Below are 22,489 nucleotides of genomic sequence, written 5' to 3'. Positions count from 1 at the left end.
ACGCGGGCCGGTGGACGGCCGCGGGCGCGAGGTCCCGGCCGTCCGCCGCGAGCGGGGCGCGGTGATCCGCCGGGTCGGGTCGCCCCGGTCAGGACCGCCCACGCGTACGGCTCACCCGGGCCTCCCGGTCGCCCGGGTCGTCTAGGACCAGGTGGCGACCAGGTAGCCGACGCCGTACGGGGCGTCGTCGTACAGCAGCGCGCCGCTCAGGCCGGCGCCCTCGGCCGCCCCGGCGAGAAGCTGCCAGGCGGCGCGGCCGGACGCCTTCAGTTCCTGCGCCAGCCGGGCGTCCAGCGCCATGACGGCCGCCAGGTCCGCCGCGCCCAGCGCCCGCGCGACCCCGGCGTCGAAGTCCGCCGCCCGTTCGTCGAGGTACCCCGGTGCCTTGAGTGTCCGGCAGGCACTGGCGTCGCCCATCACCAGCATCGCCACCCGGTCGGCGCGGGCGCCGATCCCCCGGCCCGCCTCGGCGCACCGCTCGGGCTCGAGCGGTTCCCCGACACCGAGTCCCTCGATCGGGGCGTCCGCCCAGCCGGTCCGCTCCAGCAGCCAGGCGCCGACGGCCAGCGACGGCGGCAGCTCACGCTCGGCAACGGTGCCCGTGGCGGCACCGAGCCGTACGTCCAGGTCGACGCCGAAGCCCCGGAACGAGCCCGGGGTGCCCTGCGGGTGCGGGCCACGCCCGCTCCTCTCGGCGGGTCCGACGACCACCAGCAGGTCGGGACGGGCGGCGGCGAGCACACCGAGCGCGTCGGTGCACGCCGCGCGCGCGGCGTCCAGTTCGGCGGCGGCACCCGCGGCGACCTCGGGCACGAGCAGCGGCGGACAGGGGCAGACGGCTGCGGCGACAAGCATGATCTGCAGGGTAACGCCGGAGCGCCGGCCGGCGTCACCGCACGCAGCGGTTCGCGCGCCCGCACCGCGGCCCGGGCCACCTCGCCGTCAAGGGTGCGCGGCCCTGTACCACCTCACCCCGAGGACGTGCGCCCTAGTCGCAGCCGCAGGCACTCGCCGCGGCCGGGAGGGGGGCCGGGACGCCGATCTTGGGCAGGCCGAGCATCACGCCCGCCGGCTTGGCGGCCTCGGCGGCGTTGCGCTTCTCCCAGGCGTCGCCCGCGCGCGTGCGGCGCACGTCGAGGACGGCGCCCTCGGCGAGGAGGTGGTGCGGGGCGGCGTAGGTGATCTCGACGGTGACCACGTCACCGGGGCGGACCTCCTGGTCCGGCTTGGTGAAGTGGACCAGGCGGTTGTCGGGGGCGCGGCCGGACAGGCGGTGGGTGGCGCCGTCCTTGCGGCCCTCGCCCTCGGCGACCATGAGCTCCAGGGTGCGGCCGACCTGCTTCTTGTTCTCCTCCCAGGAGATCTCCTCCTGGAGCGCGACCAGACGCTCGTAGCGCGCCTGGACGACCTCCTTGGGGATCTGGTCCTCCATCGTCGCCGCCGGGGTGCCGGGCCGCTTGGAGTACTGGAAGGTGAACGCCTGGGCGAAGCGCGCCTCGCGGACGACGTGCAGGGTCTGCTCGAAGTCCTCCTCGGTCTCGCCGGGGAAGCCCACGATGATGTCGGTCGTGACAGCGGCGTGCGGGATGGCGGCGCGGACCTTCTCGATGATGCCGAGGTAACGGTCCTGCCGGTACGAGCGGCGCATCGCCTTCAGCACGGTGTCCGAGCCGGACTGGAGCGGCATGTGCAGCTGCGGCATCACGTTCGGCGTCTCGGCCATGGCCGCGATGACGTCGTCCGTGAAGTCACGGGGGTGCGGGGAGGTGAAGCGGACGCGCTCCAGGCCCTCGACGCCGCCACAGGCGCGCAGCAGCTTGCTGAACGCCTCGCGGTCGCCGATGTCGGAGCCGTAGGCGTTGACGTTCTGGCCGAGCAGCGTGATCTCGGAGACGCCCTCGGCGACCAGGGCCTCGATCTCGGCGAGGATGTCGCCGGTGCGGCGGTCCTTCTCCTTGCCGCGCAGCGCCGGGACGATGCAGAAGGTGCAGGTGTTGTTGCAGCCGACGGAGATCGACACCCAGGCCGCGTAGGCGCTCTCGCGCCGGGTGGGCAGCGTGGAGGGGAACGCCTCCAGCGACTCGGCGATCTCGACCTGCGCCTCCTCCTGGACGCGGGCGCGCTCCAGCAGGACGGGCAGCTTGCCGATGTTGTGCGTGCCGAAGACGACGTCCACCCAGGGCGCCTTCTTCACGATGGTGTCCCGGTCCTTCTGCGCCAGGCAGCCGCCGACCGCGATCTGCATCCCGGGCCGGGACGCCTTGCGCGGCGCGAGCCGGCCGAGGTTGCCGTACAGCCGGTTGTCGGCGTTCTCGCGCACGGCGCAGGTGTTGAAGACGACGACGTCGGCGTCCCCGTCCGACCCCTCGGGGGCACGCACGTACCCGGCCTCTTCGAGCAGTCCGGACAACCGCTCGGAGTCATGGACGTTCATCTGGCACCCGTAGGTCCGGATCTCGTACGTCAAAGTGCTCTGAACGTCCACTGCCGGGCTCCGGTCGCTGCTGCTGGTCATGCGTCCAGGGTAGGCGGTCCCGGGGTGAGCCCCTGCCGCGCTCTCCCGCCCCTAATCGCCGCCGACGCGCACGATGGCCAGCGTGACGTTGTCCGGGCCGCCCGCGGCCATCGCGGCCTTCCACAGCTCGAAGGCGGCCCGGCCGTCGTCGTGGGTGCGCAGCACGTCGGCGATTTCGTCCTCGGGCACCGGGTCGGTGAGGCCGTCGGTACAGATGAGCCAGCGGTCGCCGGGCGACAGGGGCAGCGTCGTCACATGGGGGCGCACGGCACGGTAGGTGCGGGTGCCGCCGAGGCACTGGGTGACGATCGAGGTGGTGCGCCGCCCGGGTTCGAGCGGGGGGCTGTCGTCGAGGCTGACCTGCCGCAGTCCCTCCGGCGGCGCCGCGAAGACCCGGCTGTCGCCGACGTTGAACACCATCGCGGAGTCGCCCCGTACGACGGCTCCCGCGACCGTCGTGCCCATGGCGGCGAGTTCGCTCCCCGGGTCCTCGCCGGCCGTCCGGTACACGGCGCGGTTGCAGGCGGTGAGGGCGTCGTGGACGTCGTCCTCGGTGGCGAGGGCGGAGCCGAGACCGGCGAGACGGCGGACGACGAGCGCGCTGGCCACGTCGCCGCCGGGATGTCCGCCGAGCCCGTCGGCGACCGCGACGACGAGCGGGGTGCCGAGCGGGAAGACCAGGGTCTGGGCGTTCTCGGTGACCGTGGCGCACAGGGTCCAGGGGCCGACGACGAGGCTGTCCTCGTTCCGCCGGCGGAGCAGCCCGGGGTGGCTCAGCGCGGTCACCGCGACGTACTGCATGGAATGCCACCGCCCTCCGCTCCCGTTGTACACCTGCCCGCCGTCCCGGGCACCCCGCGTGAGGGGCGCCGGCCCGGCCCCGCGCTTGACCTTGCCCCCGGGGGCCGGGTTCAGCGTTCCGGTGAGGTGATCGGACATGAGGATCGGTGAGCTCGCCCGTCGGGCCGGTACGACGGTCAAGGCGGTGCGGTACTACGAGTCGCTGGGGCTGATCGCGCCCGCGCGGCTGGCCAACGGATACCGGGACTGCACCGGGGACGACGTACGGCTGGTGCGGGAGATCCGCTCGCTGCACGGGCTGGGCATCCCCGTGGAGCGCACCCGGCCGTTCCTGGAGTGCCTGGCGGCCGGCAGCGCGCACGCCGACGACTGTCCGGCCTCGCTGGCGAGCTACCGGGAGGCCATCGACGAGCTCGGCGAGCGCATCGAGGCGCTGACCGCGCGCCGCGCGACGCTGATCACCCAGCTGAACGCGGCCGCCCACCGGGGCAGTGGCGCCGGGGCGGCCGAGGCGAGCGGGTCGCGGGCCGAGGACTACCTCACGCTGCCCGCCGGCCTGCCCGCGCCCGAGGCCGACGGCGCGGCGGAGCACCTGCCCGGGACGCGGATGCCGGGGCTCGCGCTGCCCGGCACGGCGGGCCGGGCCGTCCGGCTCGACCGGCTCGGGCCCCGGCGAGCGGTGATCTACGTCTATCCCCTCACCGGCCGCCCCGGCACCGACCTGCCCGAGGGCTGGAGCTCGATCCCTGGCGCCCGCGGCTGCACGGCCGAGGCATGCGGGTTCCGCGACCACTTCCGGGACCTCCTCGAAGCGGGCGCCGGGCGGGTGTTCGGGCTGTCCAGCCAGGACGCGGGATACCAGAGCGAGGTCGTGGAGCGGCTCGGGCTGCCGTTCGCCATGTTGTCCGACCCGGCCTTCGACCTGGCCGAGGCGCTGGGGCTGCCGACGTTCGAGGCCGGCGGGACGCGGCTGTACAAGCGGCTGACGATGATCGTCCGGGACGGCGTGATCGAGCACGTCTTCCATCCGGTCTTCCCACCGGACCAGCACGCCGAGCAGGTCCTGATCTGGCTGCGCGAGAACCCGCCGGCGGAGCCGGCCGTCCGAGGAGGAGCCGGGGCGCCGCCGTCCCGCCGGAAACCCGGTGGAGGCACTGCGCCCGCCGCGCCTATGGTCCCGGCATGAATACCCGGACCTTCCGTATCACCGTCCGCGGCGTCTTCGACGGGCTCACCGAGGCCCAGCGGGCCGAACTGCTCGCGGACGCCGCCCAGCACGACATGCTGCGCGCAGCCTTCACGCCCGAGGGACACCTCAGTTACGACATCGCCGCCCGGCCCGCCTTCGTCTTCCGCTTCTCGGACACCGGCGAGGAAGAGGAGGACATCCTGGAGGCGACCGAACGGGCCGAGGAGGCGGCGAAGGCGTGGCTGACCGAGCGCGGTTACGGCTTCAAGAAGCTGAAATCCAGTGCGGAGGACCTCTCCCAGGCGCCCCTGGGCAAGCGGCAGCGGCGCGCCATGCGTGCGGACGGCGCATGAACTTGAGTGGTCAAGGAAGTCGCAATGACGAGTCCGCGCGGAGAACGGCGGTGAGGGATGAGTGACGCCCTGGACGCGTCACTGCGGCTCGTGCGGGCGCAGACCGCGGTCGTACGGCGGTTCGACGCCCGGCTGGGCGGGCTGCACGGGGTGAGCCTCGCCGACTTCACGATGCTGCTGCGCCTGGGGCAGGCGCCCGGCGGCCGGATGCGCCGGGTGGACCTCGCCGAGGCGCTGGGGCTGACCGCCTCCGGGGTGACCCGGGGGCTGGCCCCGCTGGAGCGGATCGGGCTGGTGACCCGCGAGCCGGACGCCCGTGACGCGCGCGTGGCGTACGCGTCGCTCACCGGGACCGGGCGGCAGCTCCTGAAGGAGATGCTGGCCACGGCCGAGGAGACGGCCACGGAGGTCTTCGCCGCTCCCGGCTGGAGCGAGGACGAGGTCGGGCTGCTGGCCGCCCTGCTGACCCGGCTGGGCGGTACGGGACTCCTGGGTGGAGGCGGCGCGGCGCACCGACCGGCGCCCTGAGGTGAGTCGCGGCGCACCGACCGGCCCCCTGAGGTGAGTCGCGGCGCACCGACCGGCCCCCTGAGGTGAGTCGCGGCGCACCGACCGGCCCCCTGAGGTGAGTTCGGGCCGGGTCGCGACCGCCTGACGCGGGTGCACGGCTGGTCGCGTGGTCCGCGGCGCGTCCGGCTGCGGTCGCGGCGGCCGTGATTCGGCCGCTCTGACCCCAACTCGCCGTTAGCCACGTCACGTTGGGACGTGGCCGGTTTGTGGGGGACCCGCGGTCGCGACCATGGCATGCTCATGGCTCACCACCGAGTTACCGGCCGGTTCTACCCACGGGTAGTCCGGCCGGCGGTGCGTCCTTCTCACCACCCCCCACTTCACCCCAGGACCGACCTTGCGCAGACGCACGAGGCACAGGCATGCCCTCCTGCCCGCCTTCGCCGTGACCGCCCTCCTGTTCGCCGCCGGCTGCTCCTCGGCTCCGCCGCAGGCCGCGGGACCTACCGCGGACCACGGACGGGGCGGCCGGATCGCCGCCGACACCTCCACCGACGCCTCCACCGGCGACCCGGACCACCGGCTCACCGTCGCCGCCGCACCAGCCGCAGCCGCGACCGCCACGGCCACCCCGTCCGGTTCCGGCCGGCGGCCCCGCACCAGCACGCTGGCCGTCAGCTCCTACGACAGCCGGACCCGACGCGCCGTCATCTCACGCACACCTGCGGGCCGCGGCCCCTCCCGGACCCCGGCGGCCCCCTCCCCCACCGCCGCTCCGACCGCTTCGGCGGCCCCGCACGAAGCCGCCGTCGGGGACGTCATCGCCAGCGCCCCGGCGCCCGGCGCCCCGCACGGCCTGCTGGCCCGGGTGACCAAGGTGCTCGGCGAGACCGACCGGGGGACCCGGGTGCAGACCGAACCGGCGACGCTCAACGCGCTGCTGGGCGACGACACGGCGAAGGGCACGGTGCCGGTCGACCCGTCGGCCTTCACCGTCGACAAGCTGCTGCCCGACGTGAAGGTCTCCTGGTCCAAGGCGGGAGACGTGCACGTCGGCCCCAAGGGCGGGACCGTGCCGCTGGGCAGCCTCCGCCTCGACGTCGGCGCCGAGGTCCCGACGGCGCAGGGCGCTCCCGCCTCGGCCGGCGCCTCGGTGTCCGGGTTCGTCCAGGTGGCCCCCCAGGTCGACTTCGGCTACGGCGGCACCGGGACCGACGCGGCGCCCGGCTCCGCCTATCTCGGGGTGTCGGGCGACTGGACCTCCGGGTGGGCCGTGAAGGGGCGGGCCGCCGCGGCCACCGGCACACCGCTGCGGATCCCGTTCGCCAAGCTGCACGCCGATCCCGTCCTCCAGGTCGGCCCGGTGCCCGTCGTCGTCAACCTCGACCTGACCTGCTACGTCCAGATCAGCGGCGACGGACACGTCACCGTGGACGTCGAGCAGAGCCTCAAGGGCGACTTCAGGGCGGGCGGCAGTTTCGGCCCGGCCAAGGGGTGGACGCCGGTCAGCTCCGCCGACATGAAGAGCACCCCCGTGCGGGCCTCCTTGGCCGCCGCGGGCACCGTGAAGACGGCCCTCGGCGCCCAGGCGTCCGTCGGCCTCTACGGCACCGTCGGTGTCACCGCCGATCTGGCCCCGTACGTGCGCGGTGACGCGTCCGGTACGGCCACGGCCTCCTCCGACGGTCCCGGCGCCGAGGCCGAGGGCACCTGGGCGGTGTACGGCGGCGTCGACCTGTCCGGCACCCTGCGCCTGCAGCTCTCCGTCTTCGGCACGCCGGTGGTGCAGCGGAACGTCCCGCTGGGTGCCCTTCACCGCGAGTGGAAGCTGGCGGGCGGTTCCCTGCACTCGTAGGCCTCGCCGAGGGCTGTGGGGTGCGCTCAGGCGCCGCCGGGGGTCCAGCCCTGGCGGCGCAGGACCGCCGCCACGTCCGGTGCCCGGTAGTGCTCGCCCTTGAGGACCTTGCCGTCGGCGCGGCGGGCGACCTCGCCGCCGGGCCCCAGCTTGCTCATGTTGGCGCGGTGGATCTCGGCGATCACCTCGTCCAGGTCGATCCCGTGGACCAGGGCGGTGCCGTACGCCACGTACACCACGTCCGCCAGCTCATGCGCGAGCCGGTCCAGCGGCCCCTCGACCGACACCTCCGCGACCTCGGCCGCCTCCTCGGCGAGCAGCTCCCCTCGGTGCGCGGCCAGGGCAGGCGTCACCTCCGTCGGCGTGGTACGGGCGTCCAGGCCGAAGGCGGTGTGGAACTCGACGACGAGGCAGGCGGGCGAAGTGCTCATGCGGCGACCCTAACGGCCGCCACCGACAGCGCCCTTGGCCCACCGGGACCCGACGGCGCGGCCCCCGCCCTGGCCAGTGCCGTGCACGGCCTGGCAGGATCGCCCGCATGTCCATGGTGTTCCCCCGTGTCAGCAGGCGCCGGGCGCTGCAGAGCGCGGCCGCCGGCGTCGTCGCCCTCGGGCTGCTGCTGTGGTGGCTGCTGCCGCTGGGCGAGAAGCCGCCGAGCGGGACGATCGTCTTCAGCACGGGCACACCGCGCGGCGTCTACCAGGAGTACGGCGAGCGGCTGCGCACCGAGCTGCGCAAGGACATGCCGGGACTGAAGGTGAAGCTGCTGAACAGCGCCGGTTCGCAGGAGAACGTCCAGCGGGTGGCGAACGGCACCGCCGACGTCACGATCGCGGCGGCCGACGCGGTGGAGACGTACACGCTGCGGCATCCGGCCGCGGCCGCCCGGCTGCGCGGAGTGGCCCGGCTCTACGACGACTACGTGCAGCTCATCGTGCCGCGCGACTCGACGGTCGACAGCGTCGCGGACCTGCGGCACAAGCGGGTGGCGATCGGGCTGCCCGACTCGGGGGTGCGGCTGATCGCGAACCGGGTCCTGCGGGCCGCGGGGATCGACCCGCGCAAGGACGTCACACCGGTGTCGGACGGCATAGACACCGGCCCCGAACGGCTGCGGCAGGGGAAGATCGACGCCTTCTTCTGGTCGGGCGGGCTGCCCACCAAGGGGCTGATGGGGCTGGCCGAGAAGTCCGCCTTCAAGTTCGTGCCGATCGACGGCGACCTCGTCGCCAGGCTGCACGCGGGCGGTGAGGTGGACCGCTACTACCGGGCCACCAGCATTCCCGAGTCGGCGTACCGCTCCGTGCAGCGGGGGTCGGCGGTCCCGACGATCGCGGTGTCCAACGTGCTGATCACCCGCAAGGACATGGACCCCCGGCTGACCGAGTGGCTGACCCGCACGGTGATCAAGAGCCGGGACGGCATCGGCGCCCACGTCCATTCCGCCCAGCTCGTCGACCTGCGCACCGCGATCTACACCGATCCGCTGCCCTTGCAGGAGGGCGCCCGGCGCTACTACCAGTCGGTCAAGCCCTGACGGACAGGGCCTGGTGGGTCTCGGGGTGCCGTGGCACGGACACCGTGACCGTCAGTCCGCTCGGTTCGTGGTGCGCATAGGTGATCGAGCCGCCGCCGGCCGCGAGCAGGGTGCGGGTGATGGACAGGCCGAGGCCCGAGCCCTTGACGTTCTGATGGCGGCCGCTGCGCCAGAAACGGTCGCCCACGCGCGCGAGTTCGTCGTCGGTGAGGCCCGGCCCGGTGTCGGTGACCACGACCGTCGTGACCGCGCCGTCGGAGGACACGGCGACGTCGACCGTGCCGCCCTCGGGGGTGAACTTCACGGCGTTGTCGATCACCGCGTCCAGCGCGCTGGACAGGGTGATCGGGTCGGCCCAGCCGGTGGTGGGCGGGCAGTCGCCGGCGAGCCGGACGCCCTTGGCGGCGGCGGCCGGTGACCAGGCGGCCACCCGCTCCTCGGTCAGGGCGCCGATGTCGGTCACCGCGAGGTCGGCCTCCGTGTGCTCGGCCAGCGCCAGGTCGAGCAGGTCGTCCAGGACCTGCGCGAGCCGTTTGCCCTCGGTGCGGACCGATGCGATCTCCTCGTTGCCCTCGGGGAGTTCGAGGGAGAGCAGTTCGATGCGCAGCAGCAGCGCCGAGAGCGGGTTGCGCAACTGGTGCGAGGCGTCCGCGACGAAGGCCCGCTGCTGCTCCAGCACGTCCTCGACGTTGTCCGCCATCTCGTTGAACGACCGGGCCAGCCGTCTGAGTTCCGGCGGTCCGCCGCCGACCGCGACGCGGGACTTCAGACGCCCGGTGGCGATGTCGTGGGTGGTCGCGTCCAGGATCCGCACCGGCTTGAGCACCCAGCCGGTCAGCCGCAGCGCGGCGCCGACGGCGAGCAGCATCGCGGCGATCTCCCCCGCCCCGATGAGCAGCCAGCCGCGCAGGATCCGTGACCGCATCTGCCCGGTGGGCGAGTCGGTGACCACCACCGCGACGACGTCGCCGTCCCGGATCACCGGCGAGGCGACGATGAGCCGGCTGCGCTGCCAGGGCCACACCTGCCGGGGGTCGTGGCTGCGGCGGCTCAGCAGTGCCTCGCCGAACGCCTCCCTGACCTCCCCCGTCTGCGGGACCAGCCAGTCGCCGGGGGCGTTGGCCATGGCGGAACCGTTGCGGTAGAAGACGCCCGCGCGGATGCCGTAGACGCCGTAGTAGCTGTCCAGTTCGCGGCGGAGGGTCTCCTGGCGCTCGTCCGGGGCGGTGGGCCGGGAGCCGCTGGGCGCGTCGGTGACGTACTGGGCGAGCGCGGCGAAGCGTGCGGTGTCGTCGATCCGGTCGACGACGACTCGCTGCTGCTCGCCGGCGGCGACACTGACGGCCAGCGGCACGCCGAGGGCGAGGAGCACGGCCGCCATCAGGACGATGAGCAGCGGCAGGAGCCGTGTGCGCACGCGGCCCCGCTACGCGGCCGGAGCGACGAGCCGGTAGCCGACGCCGCGCACGGTCTCGATCAGCGCGGGCATGCGCAGCTTGGAGCGCAGGGAGGCGACGTGCACCTCCAGGGTGCGGCCCGTGCCCTCCCAACTGGTCCGCCAGACCTCGCTGATGATCTGCTCCCGCCGGAAGACGACCCCGGGGCGCTGGGCGAGCAGCGCGAGGAGGTCGAACTCCTTGCGGGTCAGCTGGACGACCGAACCGTCCACGCTGACCTGGCGGGTCGGCAGTTCGATGTGCACGGCCCCGAGCCGCAGCGCGGTCTCGGCGCCCGCCGCGGCGTCCTCGTGGACGGTGCGCCGGCTGACGGCGTGGATGCGAGCGAGCAGTTCCCCGGTGTCGTACGGCTTGACCACGTAGTCGTCGGCGCCGAGGTTCAGCCCGTGGATCCGGGAGCGGACGTCGGAGCGGGCGGTGACCATGATGACGGGGATGGTGGTGCGCTTGCGGATCTTGCCGCATACCTCGTAGCCGTCCTGGTCGGGCAGGCCGAGGTCGAGCAGGACCACCCCGAAGCCGGCGCCTTCCGGGACGAGCGCCTGGAGGGCCTCCTCGCCGCTGCGCGCGTGGGTGACGTCGAATCCGTGCCGCGCCAGAACCGCGGACAGGGCGGCCGCGACGTGGTTGTCGTCCTCGACGAGCAGCAGTCTCATCCCGGCCCCCTCCGGTTCAGCGTTCGTACGGTCGTGGTTCTCGTCCGGCGTGTACACCGGGTGCACGCGCGCGTGCACCATGGCAGTCACGCCGATGGATAAGGACGGCGTCAAGAGGGTTCCGGTTGCCTGCGGGTTCCGTTATCCGGCCGATACGCGCGCGGGAGCCAACTGCTACGACACGTGTCCGATTGCTATCGGATCGTGATGCTCAGATTCCCCTCAGATGTGATGACGCTGGTCACCGGCCCTTACTACTGTCCACCGAAACCGAGGAGGACGGAGCCAGTAAGCGATGACCGAAGTATCGGTGGCCAAGGAGGACGTGGCCGCGTCCGGCGAACTGGTCGTCCTGAAGAGCGTCAACAAGCACTTCGGCGCGTTGCACGTGCTCCAGGACATCGACCTGACGATCTCCCGCGGTGAGGTCGTCGTGGTCATCGGGCCTTCCGGGTCCGGCAAGTCGACCCTGTGCCGCACCATCAACCGCCTGGAGACCATCGACTCGGGCGCCATCACCATCGACGGCAAGGCGCTGCCCCACGAGGGCAAGGAGCTGGCCAGGCTGCGCGCCGACGTCGGGATGGTCTTCCAGTCCTTCAACCTGTTCGCGCACAAGACCGTGCTCGAGAACGTGATGCTGGGCCAGATCAAGGTCCGCAAGGCGGACAAGAAGCAGGCCGAGGAGAAGGCGCGGGCCCTGCTCGACCGGGTCGGCGTGGGCACCCAGGCCGACAAGTACCCGGCGCAGCTGTCCGGCGGCCAGCAGCAGCGTGTGGCCATCGCCCGGGCGCTGGCGATGGGCCCGAAGGTCATGCTCTTCGACGAGCCGACCTCGGCCCTGGACCCCGAGATGATCAACGAGGTCCTGGAGGTCATGCAGCAGCTCGCCCGCGAGGGCATGACCATGATCGTCGTCACCCACGAGATGGGCTTCGCGCGTTCGGCCGCGAACCGGGTCGTCTTCATGGCCGACGGCCGCATCGTCGAGCAGTCCACGCCCGACCAGTTCTTCAGCAACCCGCGCAGCGACCGGGCCAAGGACTTCCTGTCGAAGATCCTGCACCACTGACGGCACCGAGCCCGGCGCCCCGGCGGCCCCGGGGCCACCCGTCCCTCACGGCCCTCGTTCCTTCACCACGCAAAGGAAGTTCACCATGAAGCTCCGCAAGGTCACCGCCGCCTCGGCCGTCGTGCTCGCCCTTGCCGTGTCCGCGACCGCGTGCGGCGGCGACAAGAAGGACGACGGCGGCTCCGGCGGCGGCAAGAAGATCACCGTCGGTATCAAGTTCGACCAGCCCGGCATCGGCCAGAAGACCCCGCAGGGCTACTCCGGCTTCGACGTCGACGTGGCCACCTACGTCGCCAAGAAGCTCGGCTACAGCCCCGACCAGATCGAGTGGAAGGAGTCGAAGAGCGCCGACCGCGAGACCATGCTGCAGCGCGGTGACGTCGACTTCATCGCCGCGTCCTACTCGATCACCCCGGAGCGTCAGCAGAAGGTCGACTTCGCCGGCCCGTACCTGCTGGCCCACCAGGACGTGCTGATCCGCGCGGACGACTCCTCCATCAAGTCGGCCGGCGACCTGAACAAGAAGAAGCTGTGTTCGGTGACCGGCTCGACGTCGGCCCAGAACGTCAAGGACAAGCTGGCCCCCAAGGCGCAGCTGCAGCAGTACCCGACGTACTCGGCGTGCCTGACCGGTCTGCAGAGCAAGGCCATCGACGCGCTGACCACGGACGACTCGATCCTCGCCGGTTACGCCGCCCAGGCCCAGTTCAAGGGCAAGTTCAAGCTCGGCGGTCTCAAGATGACCAACGAGAACTACGGCATCGGCGTCAAGAAGGGCAGCGACCTCAAGGCCAAGATCAACAAGGCCCTCGAGTCGATGGTCTCCGACGGTTCGTGGCAGAAGGCCGTGGACAAGAACTTCGGCCCGGCCGGCTACAAGAACGAGCCCGCCCCGAAGATCGGCGACATCAAGAGCTGAGGCCCGGCGGGTGCGCCGTCCGTGAGGGCGGCGCACCCGGGCGTCCCTACACGCGGAAGCACGGGAGATCGTGTTCGACTTTCTTGACAAGTACGACGTGCTGGGAGCCTTCTGGACGACAGTGCAGCTGACGCTGCTGTCGGCCGCGGGCTCCCTGGTCTGGGGCACTCTGCTGGCCGCCATGCGGGTGGGCCCGGTGCCGCTCATGCGCGGTTTCGGCACCGCCTACGTGAACATCGTGCGGAACATCCCGCTCACGGTGATCATCCTGTTCGCCTCGCTCGGCCTGAAGGACACCCTGCGCATCACCCTGGGGTCGGACCAGGTCGACACGTCCAACTTCCGGCTCGCCGTACTCGGTCTGGTCGTCTACACGTCGGCCTTCGTCTGCGAGGCGATCCGCTCCGGCATCAACACGGTGCCGGTCGGGCAGGCCGAGGCGGCCCGGGCCATCGGCCTGAGCTTCACGCAGGTCCTGGGCCTCGTCGTACTGCCGCAGGCCTTCCGTGCGGCCGTCGGGCCGCTGACCAACGTGCTGATCGCGTTGACGAAGAACACGACCGTGGCGGCCGCGATCGGCGTGGCGGAGGCGGCGCTCCTGATGAAGGAGATGGTGGAGAACGAGGCCCAGCTGCTGCTGATCTCCGCGGTCATCGCCTTCGGGTTCTGCTGCCTGACGCTGCCGACCGGTCTGGTCCTCGGCTGGGTGGGCAAGAAGGTGGCGGTGAAGCGATGAGTTCGGTCCTGTACGACGCCCAGGGCCCGCGGGCCAAGCGGCGCAACTTCCTGTACACGGCGGGCTTCCTCGTCGTCCTCGCGGCCGTCCTGTGGTGGGTCTACAAGGGGCTCGACGACAAGGGCCAGTGGGAGTGGGTCCTCTGGAAGCCGTTCTTCAGCGGCACCGAGGCCTACTCGGCGTACATCTGGCCCGGTCTGCAGAACACCCTCAAGGCCGCGGCCCTGGCCATGGTCATCGCGCTCCCGCTCGGCGCCGCGCTCGGCATCGCCCGGCTCTCGGACCACGCGTGGATACGGGTCCCGGTGGCGACGGTCGTGGAGTTCTTCCGGGCGATCCCGGTGCTGGTCCTGATGATCTTCGGGCTGGCCCTGTTCGCCGCGTACACCGACGTCAGTTCGGACGACCGTCCCCTGTACGCGGTCGTCACCGGTCTGGTGCTGTACAACGCGTCCGTGCTCGCGGAGATCGTCCGCGCGGGCATCCTCGCGCTGCCGAAGGGCCAGTCCGAGGCGGCCATGGCGATCGGCCTGCGCAAGAACCAGGTCATGCGGCTCATCCTGCTGCCGCAGTCGGTCACCGCCATGCTCCCGGCGATCGTCAGCCAGCTGGTCGTCATCGTGAAGGACACGGCGCTCGGCGGCGCGGTCCTGACCTTCCCCGAACTCCTCGCCTCGGCGAACACGATGAGCGCGTACTACGGCGCCAACACCATCGCCTCCTTCACGGTCGTCGCGGTCATCTACGTGGTCATCAACTTCTCGCTGACCTCGTTCGCGAGCTGGCTGGAGCGGCGGCTGCGGCAGGGCAAGAAGTCGACCGGAGCGGTGCTCGGCGTCGACGACACGGCGAACATCGCCGGCGCGGCGGGGACGGGCATCGCGGCCTGACGCCCGATCAAACCCGAATGCTTCACCCGGAGGCAGTGGCATGATCGCCACTGCCTCCGGTCGCTTGACGCAAACTCCGCCAATGGGTTGCATACGTTCTGTGATCGTGCACCCCGCTTCACCTTCCTGTTCACCTGCGACCGTCCGGACACCGCTGCGGGCAGGAGGCGCCGCGTCGTGGACCCGGTGATCGTCGTCGGAGCGGGGCCCGTCGGGCTCACGCTCGCCCTGGCGCTGGCCCGTCAGGAGGTGCCGTCCGTCGTCCTGGACGAGGGGCCCGGCAAGGACGAGCCGCGCCCGGCCCGCACCGCCGTGCTGCGCGAGGACACGGCCGCCCTGCTGTCGCGGCTGACCGGGGTCGCGCTCGGTGACCACGGCGCGACGTGGACCGGATGGCGGTCGCTGCGGCGCAAGCAGGTGACGAGCGAGATCACCTTCGAGGAGGACGAGCCCGCCCCCCTGCACATCGCCCAGCACGTCCTCACGGGCGCCCTGCGCGCGGCCGCCGCGGACGACCCTCTGGTGCGGATCGCCGTGGACAGCCGGCTCGACGCGATCGAGCAGGAGCGTTCCGCCATCACCGCGCACACCCGGGGGCCCAGTGGCACCTGGTGGCGTGGCAGCTACCTGGTCGGCTGCGACGGCCCCCGCTCGACCGTGCGCAAGCTCCAGGACATCCGCTTCCCGGGCCGTACGGCGGTGGAGCGGCACGCGGTCGCCGCGCTGCGCACGGAACTTCCCTGGGAGGGACGCGCGTTGCTCCACCGGATGCCGCCGTGGCGGCAATCCGGACCCTCGGCCGGAGAGGTGACCGCCCGCCCCCTCCCGGACGGTGTGTGGCGTCTGGACTGGCTGCTGCCGCCGGGCAAGGACCTGGTCACGCCCGAGATCCTGGTGGCCGGCATCCGCGAGACGCTCACCGGCTGGACGGGCGAGTCCGCGCCGGTCTACGACCTCCTCGACACCGGCGTCCACACCGTGCACCACCGGCTGGCCCGGCGCTGGCGTGCCGGCCGGGTCTTCCTCGCCGGCGACGCGGCCCACCTCCTCGGCGCGCTCGGCACGCAGGGCCTCGACGAGGGGCTGCGCGACGCCGACAACCTGGCCTGGAAGCTGGCTCCGGCCTGGCACCACGGGCATCACGAGGCACTGCTCGACAGCTACCAGGCCGAGCGGCGCGCGGTGGTCTCCGCCCGGCTGCGCGCCGCCGACCAGGCGCTGCCGGTGCTCCGCGGCTCGGGCGGGCTGCGCAGCATCGTGCCCGGCACGGCCCGGGGCCAGGAGCTGCTGCTCGTGGACGGCCACTTGGGGCGCGGCGTGCTGGGTGCGCCGGGGGCGTACGCCGACTCGCCGCTCACCCCACGCCATCTGGAGGGCGAGATCGCCGTCGAGACCCCGCCCGGCGCGGCGGTCACCGACGTGCGGGTCACGGCGGAGGACGGTTCCTTCGTGCGGTTGCGCGACCGGCTGGGACGCGGGGCCCTTCTGGTCGTGCTGATCGCGCCGGGCACGGGCGTGTGGGACCGCAGGCACTGGATGTCCGCCGGGGTGATGCCGCGGCTCGCGGCGGCGGTGACGGCGCTGCCGCACCCGGCCGAGCTCCTGGTCGCCGAGGAGTACCCGGGCGCGCCGGCGCACAGCGTGCTGCTCGTGCGCCCCGACGGCCATCTGGTCACCGCGCTGAGCGGAGTACGTCCGGCCGATCTCTACGCGGCCGCCGAGGCGACCGTGGGCGGCCCCGGGAAGGAGGAGGAGGCGGAGGCGGCGGAGGCCGGCTCTGGCGCCCGCCGACCGTGAGGCCCGTCACCCTCTGTCCAGATGGTGACAGTGAGTTGACCGTCCTGCGGCGGCGTGCTGTACTCCGGATCGTGACCGACACCTGTGTACGCCTGTGGCGGAGGGTCCATATGGACCTCGTCCGCTACGCGGGCTGCGTGTGTCGCCCGTCCCGCTGAATTCGCTTCCCCCTTCTTCCGGGCGCCCTCGCGCGCCCGTTCGGCGAACCCATTCAGGACGGTGCACGTGTCTGTCTCCCCCGCTCTCTCCTCCCCTGCCGCGGCCCGTGCCGCCGGCTCCGCGCCGACCCAGGCGGCCCTCCTCGACTTCGTGCGGCGCACGGCCGCCGACACCGAGCTGATCGCCTCGCTCCCGCTCGACCCGGAGGGCCGCACCTGGGTGCGGCTGGACGGCCCCGGCGGCAGCGAGGCCTGGCTGATCGGCTGGCCGCCCGGCTCCGGCACCGGCTGGCACGACCACGCCGACTCGGTCGGCGCGTTCGTCACCGCGTCGGGCGAGCTCGCGGAGTACTCGCTGGCGGCCCGGCTGCCCACCGACGGCTGGAAGACGCTGGAACTCGCCGAGGACGTGGACCGCAAGCGCCGGCTGCCCGCCGGTGAGGGCCGCGCCTTCGGCCGTCACCATGTGCACGAGGTGCTCAACGAGTCCACCGAGCGGCACGCGATCTCGGTCCACGCCTACTACCCGCCGCTGCCGCGGATCCGCCGCTACAGCCGCACGGGCCCGGTGCTGCGCCTCGAGCAGGTCGAGCGTCCGGAGGACTGGCAGTGAGCGCCGCGGACGAACAGCCGGTAGGCATCGACGATCTGCTGGAGCGGGTCCGCGCGGGCTATCGGCGCATCGAGGCGGAGCAGGCGCACGAGGCGGCCCGCACGGGTGAGGCCCTGCTGGTCGACATCCGGTACGCGGCCCTGCGCGAGCGGGACGGGCTGATCCCCGGCGCCCTCGTCATCGAGCGCAACGAACTGGAGTGGCGCCTCGACCCGCAGGGCAGCCACCGGGTCCCCGAGGCCACCGGCCACGACCTGCGGGTCGTCGTGATCTGCAACGAGGGTTACGCCTCCAGCCTGGCCGCCGCCTCCCTGCACCAGCTGGGCCTGGGCCGCGCGACCGACCTGGTGGGTGGTTTCCAGGCGTGGCGCGCGGCGGGGCTGCCGGTGGAGCCGCCCGAGGGCTGACGGGACCGGCGGCCGGCCGGCGGACGGGTCCCGCGTGTCTGACGGGCACTCATCAGGCCGCGGACCCGGCTCCCTTCCGGCTGCCCTACTCCTTCGCCGTGGCCACCGTCACCGCCGGCACCCGCAACGCCGCGCGCCCGGGTACGGCGCTGGAGACGAGGGCGAGGAGGGCGGCGACCGCGACCACCGTGACGTACAGCAGCGGCGTGACGGTGGGAGCGGCCCGGCCGGTCATGCCCAGGCTGAAGGCGCAGAGCACGGCGAGGGCGATGCCGCTGCCGAGTGCCGTGGCGAGGAGCAGCACGGTCAGCACCTCGGTGCGCAGGACCCGCAGCACCTGACGGCGGGTCGCGCCGGCGAGGCGGAGGAGGGCGAACTCCCGGACACGTTCCGCGACCGACATCGCCAGGGTGTTGACGACCGCGATGGCGGTGAAGGCCAGGACGAGCCCCATGGCCAGGTAGTTGACCTCGGCGTTCGCCTGCTGCCGGTCGGCCTGGAGGGAGTCCGCGGCGGCCGGAGAAAGAATCCGGAGTCCCGGGAACTCACGGAGCGTAGTCGCGAGTTCTTTCTGTGTACGGGGCGTGCTGACGAGGACGGAGGAGGCGAGCGGGTTGTCGACGTGGTGGGCCACGAGGTCGTGGGCGAAGGTGAGATCGCCGAAGCCGAGACCCCGGGCGTAGACGGCGGCGACGGTGAGCGTGGCGGGCGTGCCGTCGCCGAGCGTGAGTTTCAGGCTGCTTCCGGGCTTCAGGTCGTGCTGGTCGGCGGCCAGTTCACTGACGGCGACGGTGCCGGGGGCGAGATCGCCGAGGGAGCCGGCGGTCACCTTCGGATCCCAGGTACGGGTCAGGCCGGCCGGTGTGACGCCCTGGGCGGAGTACTTGTCGAGGCCGACCCGGACGGTGGTGCGGACGACTTCGGTGACGGTGTCGTGCTGGGCACGCAGCCGCTGCGCGGCCTCGGCGGGGACGCCGGGCCCCTGGGCGGCGACCACCCAGTCGGCGGTGACGCCCTCGCGTGCCTGGGCGCGGGCGGCACCGCCGAGGGTCGACTGGACGAACAGCACGGTGCAGGTCATGCCGATGAGCAGGGTGAGGGGGGTGACGACGGAGGCCATCCGGGTGGCGTTACCACGCAGGTTGGCGGTGGCGAGGCGGCCGCCCTGGCCGGTGAGCCGCAGCGGGAGGGCGAGCAGCAGCGCGGCGGCCCTGACGAGCAGCGGGCCGAGCAGGGCGACCGCGGTGCACAGAACGACGACGGCGAGGAAGGTCACGGGAGTCGAGGCGGGCTCGGTGCGCAGGGAGGTGAGGACGGCGACGAGGAAGATCCCGCCGGCGAGGAGCAACAGCCCGGCGGTGATCCGGCCCCAGGCCGGGCGGGTGCGTTCGGTCCTGGCCTCGGCCAGGGCTTCGGCCGGCCTGATCCTGGTGATCCTGCGCGAGGCGATCCGGGCCGCGGCCCAGGCGCCCAGCAGGGTGGCGGCAAGAGCGGCCAGCGGCGGGAAGGCACTGACACTGGGCTGGAGGGTGACGGGTACGGCGCCGAGGGCGACGAACCGGGAGTGCAGCCAGCCGCCCAGCGGCAGCCCGAGCAGTGCGCCGGTGGTTCCCGCGGCGGCGCCGACGATCAGCGCCTCCCGGCCGAGCAGCTTGCGGATCTGTCCGGGCGTGGCGGCGATGGCGCGGAGCAGGGCGAGTTCGCGGTGGCGCTGCTGGACGGTGAGCGCGAAGGTGCCGACGACCACGAGCACCGCGACCAGCAGCGAGGTGCCGCCCATCGCGCCGCCCATGCTGACCAGCCGGGTGCGGGCGGCTGCCGCGTCGAGGAACTCCACGGGGCCGCGGGCGTCTTCGGTGCTGACCTGAGCGGTGGTGCCGTGCAGCGCCCGGGTCACGGCCTGGCGCACGGTGGCCGGGTCGGTGCCCTCGGCCGGGAGGACGCCGAAGGCGGTGACCTGTCCCGGGTGGGCGGCGAGCCGTCGGGCCTCGGCGGTGGAGAAGAACAGGGAGGTCTGGTGGCGTACGGGCGTGGCCGGGGTGGCGACACCGGTGACGCGGTAGCTGCGCGGGGACTGGGTCGACTGCACGGTGAGGCGGTCGCCGGGCCGGAGGTGGGCGCGCGCGGCGAGGCCGTCGTCGATGACGAGGTCCCCGGCCGCCCGGGGAGCGCGGCCGGCGGTCAGCCGGTAGGGCGTCAGCGCGGCGGAGTCCCAGGCGTGCCCGTAGGCGGTGCGGTCGCCGGTGCCGGACGGGGGCAGTGGCTGGGCGAGGAAGGTGAGTTCGGGGACGACGCGGGCGACGCCGGGGGTGTGGGCGAGTGTCGTACCGAGGTCCGCGGAGAGCCAGGCGCGTTCGGCGATGGGCTTCGCCTTGTGCTTGACCTTGGTCTTGCCCTTCTTGTGCTTGACCTTGGTGTGGTGGACGTACTGGTCGGCGGAGACCACGACGGGAGCGGCGGCGTAGCGCTCGGTGCGGATCGCGCCGCGCAGCCCGGTCTCCAGGAGGGTGCCGCAGGCGGTGATCAGGGCGGCCGCGCACATCAGGGCGAGGAAGGCGCCGAGGAAGCCGGCCATGCGGGCGCGGACGGTCTGAAGGGCGTATCGCAGCATCATGGGGGCGGGCCTCTTCTGTTGTGCGTCGCGGAGTCCGTGCGCCTGCCGGTCACGGCGTGACCGTGTTCCGGGGCGTGCCTACAGACTCGCTCGTGCCCGGGTCCGGAATCACTGCGGTGGCCTGGCGTCTTGAGCGGGGGCTAGCCCCACCCCCGTACGTGTCACCCCTGCGGATCTGGGCCTGCGAGCGGGGCCCGGGCCGCGACGCGGGGGCGCCGGCCGGGCACTTCACGCTCAGCCGGACGCCTCGCCTCGGCCGGCGTCCGGCCGTCAGTAGCCCTCGTCCTGGAGGAACTCCGTGTCCTCGCCCTCCTCCTCCAGGGCCTGCCGGACGATGCGCAGGGCCAGGCCCTCGGAGTAGCCCTTGCGGGCGAGCATGCCGGCGAGGCGCCGGAGCCGTTTGTCCCGGTCGAGGCCACGGGTGGACCGCAGCTTGCGCGCGACCAGTTCGCGGGCCGTCGCCTCCTCCTGCTCGGAGTCGAGCTGCCCGACGGCCTCGTCGATCAGCGCGGAGTCGACTCCCTTGGTGCGCAGTTCCCGGGCGAGCGCGCGCCGGGCGAGCCCCCTGCCGTGGTGCCGGGACTCCACCCAGGCGTCCGCGAACGCGCCGTCGTCGATGAGCCCGACCTCCTCGAAGCGGGACAGCACCTCCTCGGCCACGTCCTCGGGGATCTCCCGCTTGCGCAGTGCGTCCGCGAGCTGCTTGCGGGTGCGCGGGGTCCCGGTGAGCAGGCGCAGACAGATCGCCCGCGCCCGCTCAGCCGGGTCCCCCGAAGACTCCCCCCGCTCGGCCCTCGACGAGGAAGGGGCGCCTTCGTCCTCCGCGGACGGCTCCCCGAAGCCGCCCCTGCGGCGTCCGCGTCCCCGGCCGCCGCGTGGTCCGGCGGCCCCCCGGGAGCCGCGGCGCGGCGAGTCTCCCCCGTAGGGCCCGCCGCCCGGCTCCGTGCCGCCGTCACCGTGTCCGTCGTGCCCTTCGCCCCCGTATCCGTCGTCACCGGCCGCGGCGGAGCCCGTGTCGCTCCCGGCGCCCCTCCCCCGGGGGGCACCGGGTGAGGCGTACTCGTACTCGGCCCAGTCGGTTCGTCGCGTCACGGGTCAGCTCTTGGCGGCGGCGGCCTTGGGCTTGGTGGCCTTGGCGGCCGCCGGGGCGGGTGCCGTCTTGGCGTCGTCGGCCGTGCTGGTCACCGCCGCGTCCGCGCCCGGCTCGGCAGCGGGCTCCTCCGGCCGGACACCGACGCCCAGCTTCTCCTTGATCTTCTTCTCGATCTCGTTGGCCAGGTCCGGGTTGTCCTTGAGGAAGTTGCGCGCGTTCTCCTTGCCCTGGCCGAGCTGGTCACCCTCGTACGTGTACCAGGCGCCGGCCTTGCGGACGAAGCCGTGCTCCACGCCCATGTCGATCAGGCCGCCCTCGCGGCTGATGCCCTGGCCGTAGAGGATGTCGAACTCGGCCTGCTTGAAGGGCGGGGCGACCTTGTTCTTGACGACCTTGCAGCGAGTGCGGTTGCCCACCGCCTCCGTGCCGTCCTTCAGGGTCTCGATGCGGCGGATGTCGATGCGCACCGAGGCGTAGAACTTCAGCGCGCGGCCACCGGTCGTGGTCTCCGGCGAGCCGAACATGACGCCGATCTTCTCGCGGAGCTGGTTGATGAAGATCGCGGTGGTCTTGGACTGGTTGAGCGCGCTGGTGATCTTCCGCAGGGCCTGGCTCATCAGCCGGGCCTGGAGGCCGACGTGGCTGTCACCCATCTCGCCCTCGATCTCCGCACGCGGGACGAGCGCGGCGACGGAGTCGATGACGATCAGGTCGAGGGCGCCGGAGCGGACCAGCATGTCCACGATCTCGAGCGCCTGCTCGCCGTTGTCCGGCTGGGAGAGGATCAGGTTGTCGATGTCGACGCCCAGCTTGCGCGCGTACTCGGGGTCGAGGGCGTGCTCGGCGTCCACGAAGGCGACCTGGCCGCCGGCCTTCTGGGCGTTGGCCACGGCGTGCAGGGTCAGGGTCGTCTTACCGGAGGACTCCGGGCCGTAGATCTCCACGACACGGCCACGCGGCAGACCACCGACGCCGAGGGCGACGTCCAGCGCGGTCGACCCGGTCGGGATGACCTCGATGGGCTCCCTCGACCGCTCGCCCATGCGCATGACCGCGCCCTTGCCGAATTGCCGTTCAATCTGTGCGAGCGCGGCGTCGAGCGCCTTCTCGCGGTCGGTTCCTGCCATGGGTTCCACCCGGTTTGCTTGAGTCGATCGCTTCACGTCAAAGACGCTAACGCCTGCCACTGACAATGCGCCCCGACGTCGGCCCGGCCTGTGGATAACGGGGGGACATATCGGATCAAACCCTGCCGAAAATCCCTGTCGGGTACCGCGCCTGAACCTCCATAAGAATGGATGTTCGATTTTCGTGTCA

22 protein-coding genes are annotated in these 22,489 nt (G+C 72.7%); 13 read left to right on the top strand and 9 right to left on the bottom strand.

All coding sequences use genetic code 11. The features are described 5' to 3' along the window. Window positions 1-141: 141 nt before the first annotated feature. The 3 genes from B446_RS27215 to B446_RS27205 form a co-directional block, all read right to left on the bottom strand. Window positions 142-855, bottom strand: coding sequence for a class III extradiol dioxygenase subunit B-like domain-containing protein (locus B446_RS27215; RefSeq protein WP_020942638.1), 714 nt, complete (start codon window positions 853-855; stop codon window positions 142-144). 133 nt (window positions 856-988) lie between these two features. Continuing rightward, a complete protein-coding gene (miaB, locus tag B446_RS27210; protein ID WP_106960624.1) occupies window positions 989-2,515 on the bottom strand; it encodes a tRNA (N6-isopentenyl adenosine(37)-C2)-methylthiotransferase MiaB in 1,527 nt (508 codons plus the stop codon). Window positions 2,516-2,566: 51 nt separating this feature from the next. Then, a complete protein-coding gene (locus B446_RS27205) occupies window positions 2,567-3,316 on the bottom strand; it encodes a PP2C family protein-serine/threonine phosphatase (RefSeq protein ID WP_043479185.1) in 750 nt (249 codons plus the stop codon). 136 nt (window positions 3,317-3,452) lie between these two features. On the opposite strand from B446_RS27205, the gene B446_RS27200 reads away from it, so the two are divergent. The 4 genes from B446_RS27200 (at window position 3,453) to B446_RS27185 (ending at window position 7,223) form a co-directional block, all read left to right on the top strand. Beyond that, window positions 3,453-4,502 carry a redoxin family protein gene (locus tag B446_RS27200; RefSeq protein ID WP_020942635.1) on the top strand — a complete coding sequence of 350 codons (1,050 nt, stop codon included), beginning with the start codon at window positions 3,453-3,455 and terminating at the stop codon, window positions 4,500-4,502. After that, window positions 4,499-4,858 (top strand): DUF6204 family protein, encoded by a 360-nt coding sequence (locus tag B446_RS27195; protein ID WP_020942634.1) that lies wholly within the window; start codon window positions 4,499-4,501, stop codon window positions 4,856-4,858. Before B446_RS27200 ends, B446_RS27195 begins: the two co-directional genes overlap by 4 nt. 57 nt (window positions 4,859-4,915) lie before the next feature. After that, window positions 4,916-5,386 (top strand): MarR family winged helix-turn-helix transcriptional regulator, encoded by a 471-nt coding sequence (locus B446_RS27190; protein WP_020942633.1) that lies wholly within the window; start codon window positions 4,916-4,918, stop codon window positions 5,384-5,386. A 379-nt stretch (window positions 5,387-5,765) separates the two neighbouring features. Further along, the gene (locus tag B446_RS27185) at window positions 5,766-7,223 is read left to right on the top strand and encodes a hypothetical protein (RefSeq protein WP_020942632.1); all 1,458 of its coding nucleotides are present in this window, start codon (window positions 5,766-5,768) and stop codon (window positions 7,221-7,223) included. A gap of 26 nt (window positions 7,224-7,249) precedes the next feature. Here the strand turns inward: B446_RS27185 and B446_RS27180 are convergent, their stop codons facing one another. Beyond that, window positions 7,250-7,654, bottom strand: coding sequence for a MazG nucleotide pyrophosphohydrolase domain-containing protein (locus B446_RS27180; protein ID WP_020942631.1), 405 nt, complete (start codon window positions 7,652-7,654; stop codon window positions 7,250-7,252). Window positions 7,655-7,761: 107 nt separating this feature from the next. Here B446_RS27180 and B446_RS27175 point away from each other — a divergent pair, with 107 nt between their 5' ends. Beyond that, on the top strand, window positions 7,762-8,760 hold the full coding sequence (locus B446_RS27175; protein ID WP_020942630.1) for a TAXI family TRAP transporter solute-binding subunit: 999 nt from the start codon (window positions 7,762-7,764) through the stop codon (window positions 8,758-8,760). Here the strand turns inward: B446_RS27175 and B446_RS27170 are convergent. Then, on the bottom strand, window positions 8,750-10,177 hold the full coding sequence (locus B446_RS27170; protein ID WP_020942629.1) for a sensor histidine kinase: 1,428 nt from the start codon (window positions 10,175-10,177) through the stop codon (window positions 8,750-8,752). The genes B446_RS27175 and B446_RS27170 overlap by 11 nt on opposite strands. A 9-nt stretch (window positions 10,178-10,186) precedes the next feature. Next, window positions 10,187-10,873 carry a response regulator transcription factor gene (locus tag B446_RS27165; protein WP_020942628.1) on the bottom strand — a complete coding sequence of 229 codons (687 nt, stop codon included), beginning with the start codon at window positions 10,871-10,873 and terminating at the stop codon, window positions 10,187-10,189. 295 nt (window positions 10,874-11,168) lie between these two features. On the opposite strand from B446_RS27165, the gene B446_RS27160 reads away from it, so the two are divergent. The 8 genes from B446_RS27160 to B446_RS27130 all read left to right on the top strand — a co-directional run bounded on the left by B446_RS27160 (window position 11,169) and on the right by B446_RS27130 (window position 17,465). Further along, window positions 11,169-11,945: an amino acid ABC transporter ATP-binding protein gene (locus B446_RS27160; protein WP_020942627.1), complete on the top strand. Its 777-nt coding sequence runs from the start codon at window positions 11,169-11,171 to the stop codon at window positions 11,943-11,945. A gap of 85 nt (window positions 11,946-12,030) precedes the next feature. Then, on the top strand, window positions 12,031-12,864 hold the full coding sequence (locus B446_RS27155; RefSeq protein ID WP_020942626.1) for a glutamate ABC transporter substrate-binding protein: 834 nt from the start codon (window positions 12,031-12,033) through the stop codon (window positions 12,862-12,864). A gap of 70 nt (window positions 12,865-12,934) precedes the next feature. After that, window positions 12,935-13,600, top strand: coding sequence for an amino acid ABC transporter permease (locus B446_RS27150; protein WP_020942625.1), 666 nt, complete (start codon window positions 12,935-12,937; stop codon window positions 13,598-13,600). Continuing rightward, window positions 13,597-14,490 (top strand): amino acid ABC transporter permease, encoded by an 894-nt coding sequence (locus B446_RS27145; protein ID WP_020942624.1) that lies wholly within the window; start codon window positions 13,597-13,599, stop codon window positions 14,488-14,490. Before B446_RS27150 ends, B446_RS27145 begins: the two co-directional genes overlap by 4 nt. A gap of 177 nt (window positions 14,491-14,667) precedes the next feature. Next, the gene (locus B446_RS27140; RefSeq protein WP_020942623.1) at window positions 14,668-16,287 is read left to right on the top strand and encodes an FAD-dependent monooxygenase; all 1,620 of its coding nucleotides are present in this window, start codon (window positions 14,668-14,670) and stop codon (window positions 16,285-16,287) included. Beyond that, window positions 16,284-16,445 carry a putative leader peptide gene (locus B446_RS41175; protein ID WP_388065958.1) on the top strand — a complete coding sequence of 54 codons (162 nt, stop codon included), beginning with the start codon at window positions 16,284-16,286 and terminating at the stop codon, window positions 16,443-16,445. The genes B446_RS27140 and B446_RS41175 overlap by 4 nt, the downstream gene beginning before the upstream one ends. Before the next feature lie 67 nt (window positions 16,446-16,512). Further along, on the top strand, window positions 16,513-17,058 hold the full coding sequence (locus B446_RS27135) for a cysteine dioxygenase (RefSeq protein WP_043476517.1): 546 nt from the start codon (window positions 16,513-16,515) through the stop codon (window positions 17,056-17,058). Further along, the gene (locus B446_RS27130; protein WP_020942621.1) at window positions 17,055-17,465 is read left to right on the top strand and encodes a rhodanese-like domain-containing protein; all 411 of its coding nucleotides are present in this window, start codon (window positions 17,055-17,057) and stop codon (window positions 17,463-17,465) included. The genes B446_RS27135 and B446_RS27130 overlap by 4 nt, the downstream gene beginning before the upstream one ends. Before the next feature lie 85 nt (window positions 17,466-17,550). Here B446_RS27130 and B446_RS27125 read toward each other — a convergent pair whose 3' ends face one another. The 3 genes from B446_RS27125 to recA all read right to left on the bottom strand — a co-directional run bounded on the left by B446_RS27125 (window position 17,551) and on the right by recA (window position 22,299). Then, window positions 17,551-20,079 carry an FtsX-like permease family protein gene (locus B446_RS27125; RefSeq protein ID WP_020942620.1) on the bottom strand — a complete coding sequence of 843 codons (2,529 nt, stop codon included), beginning with the start codon at window positions 20,077-20,079 and terminating at the stop codon, window positions 17,551-17,553. Window positions 20,080-20,349: 270 nt separating this feature from the next. After that, window positions 20,350-21,171, bottom strand: a complete 822-nt coding sequence (recX, locus tag B446_RS27120) for a recombination regulator RecX (RefSeq protein ID WP_020942619.1) — start codon at window positions 21,169-21,171, stop codon at window positions 20,350-20,352. A gap of 3 nt (window positions 21,172-21,174) precedes the next feature. Next, the gene (gene recA / locus B446_RS27115; RefSeq protein ID WP_020942618.1) at window positions 21,175-22,299 is read right to left on the bottom strand and encodes a recombinase RecA; all 1,125 of its coding nucleotides are present in this window, start codon (window positions 22,297-22,299) and stop codon (window positions 21,175-21,177) included. Window positions 22,300-22,489: the final 190 nt, after the last annotated feature.

This window comes from Streptomyces collinus Tu 365, from assembly GCF_000444875.1.
GTDB lineage: Bacteria > Actinomycetota > Actinomycetes > Streptomycetales > Streptomycetaceae > Streptomyces > Streptomyces collinus_A.
This window is presented reverse-complemented; position numbering and strand designations above follow the sequence as displayed.

Excerpts from the sequence above, each read along its gene's own strand:
- B446_RS27215 (WP_020942638.1), bottom strand. The coding sequence starts at position 855 with ATGCTTGTCGCCGCAGCCGTCTGCCCCTGTCCGCCGCTGCTCGTGCCC.
- miaB (WP_106960624.1), bottom strand. The coding sequence starts at position 2,515 with ATGACCAGCAGCAGCGACCGGAGCCCGGCAGTGGACGTTCAGAGCACT.
- B446_RS27205 (WP_043479185.1), bottom strand. The coding sequence starts at position 3,316 with ATGCAGTACGTCGCGGTGACCGCGCTGAGCCACCCCGGGCTGCTCCGC.
- B446_RS27200 (WP_020942635.1), top strand. The coding sequence starts at position 3,453 with ATGAGGATCGGTGAGCTCGCCCGTCGGGCCGGTACGACGGTCAAGGCG.
- B446_RS27195 (WP_020942634.1), top strand. The coding sequence starts at position 4,499 with ATGAATACCCGGACCTTCCGTATCACCGTCCGCGGCGTCTTCGACGGG.
- B446_RS27190 (WP_020942633.1), top strand. The coding sequence starts at position 4,916 with ATGAGTGACGCCCTGGACGCGTCACTGCGGCTCGTGCGGGCGCAGACC.
- B446_RS27180 (WP_020942631.1), bottom strand. The coding sequence starts at position 7,654 with ATGAGCACTTCGCCCGCCTGCCTCGTCGTCGAGTTCCACACCGCCTTC.
- B446_RS27175 (WP_020942630.1), top strand. The coding sequence starts at position 7,762 with ATGTCCATGGTGTTCCCCCGTGTCAGCAGGCGCCGGGCGCTGCAGAGC.
- B446_RS27165 (WP_020942628.1), bottom strand. The coding sequence starts at position 10,873 with ATGAGACTGCTGCTCGTCGAGGACGACAACCACGTCGCGGCCGCCCTG.
- B446_RS27160 (WP_020942627.1), top strand. The coding sequence starts at position 11,169 with ATGACCGAAGTATCGGTGGCCAAGGAGGACGTGGCCGCGTCCGGCGAA.
- B446_RS27155 (WP_020942626.1), top strand. The coding sequence starts at position 12,031 with ATGAAGCTCCGCAAGGTCACCGCCGCCTCGGCCGTCGTGCTCGCCCTT.
- B446_RS27145 (WP_020942624.1), top strand. The coding sequence starts at position 13,597 with ATGAGTTCGGTCCTGTACGACGCCCAGGGCCCGCGGGCCAAGCGGCGC.
- B446_RS27125 (WP_020942620.1), bottom strand. The coding sequence starts at position 20,079 with ATGATGCTGCGATACGCCCTTCAGACCGTCCGCGCCCGCATGGCCGGC.
- recA (WP_020942618.1), bottom strand. The coding sequence starts at position 22,299 with ATGGCAGGAACCGACCGCGAGAAGGCGCTCGACGCCGCGCTCGCACAG.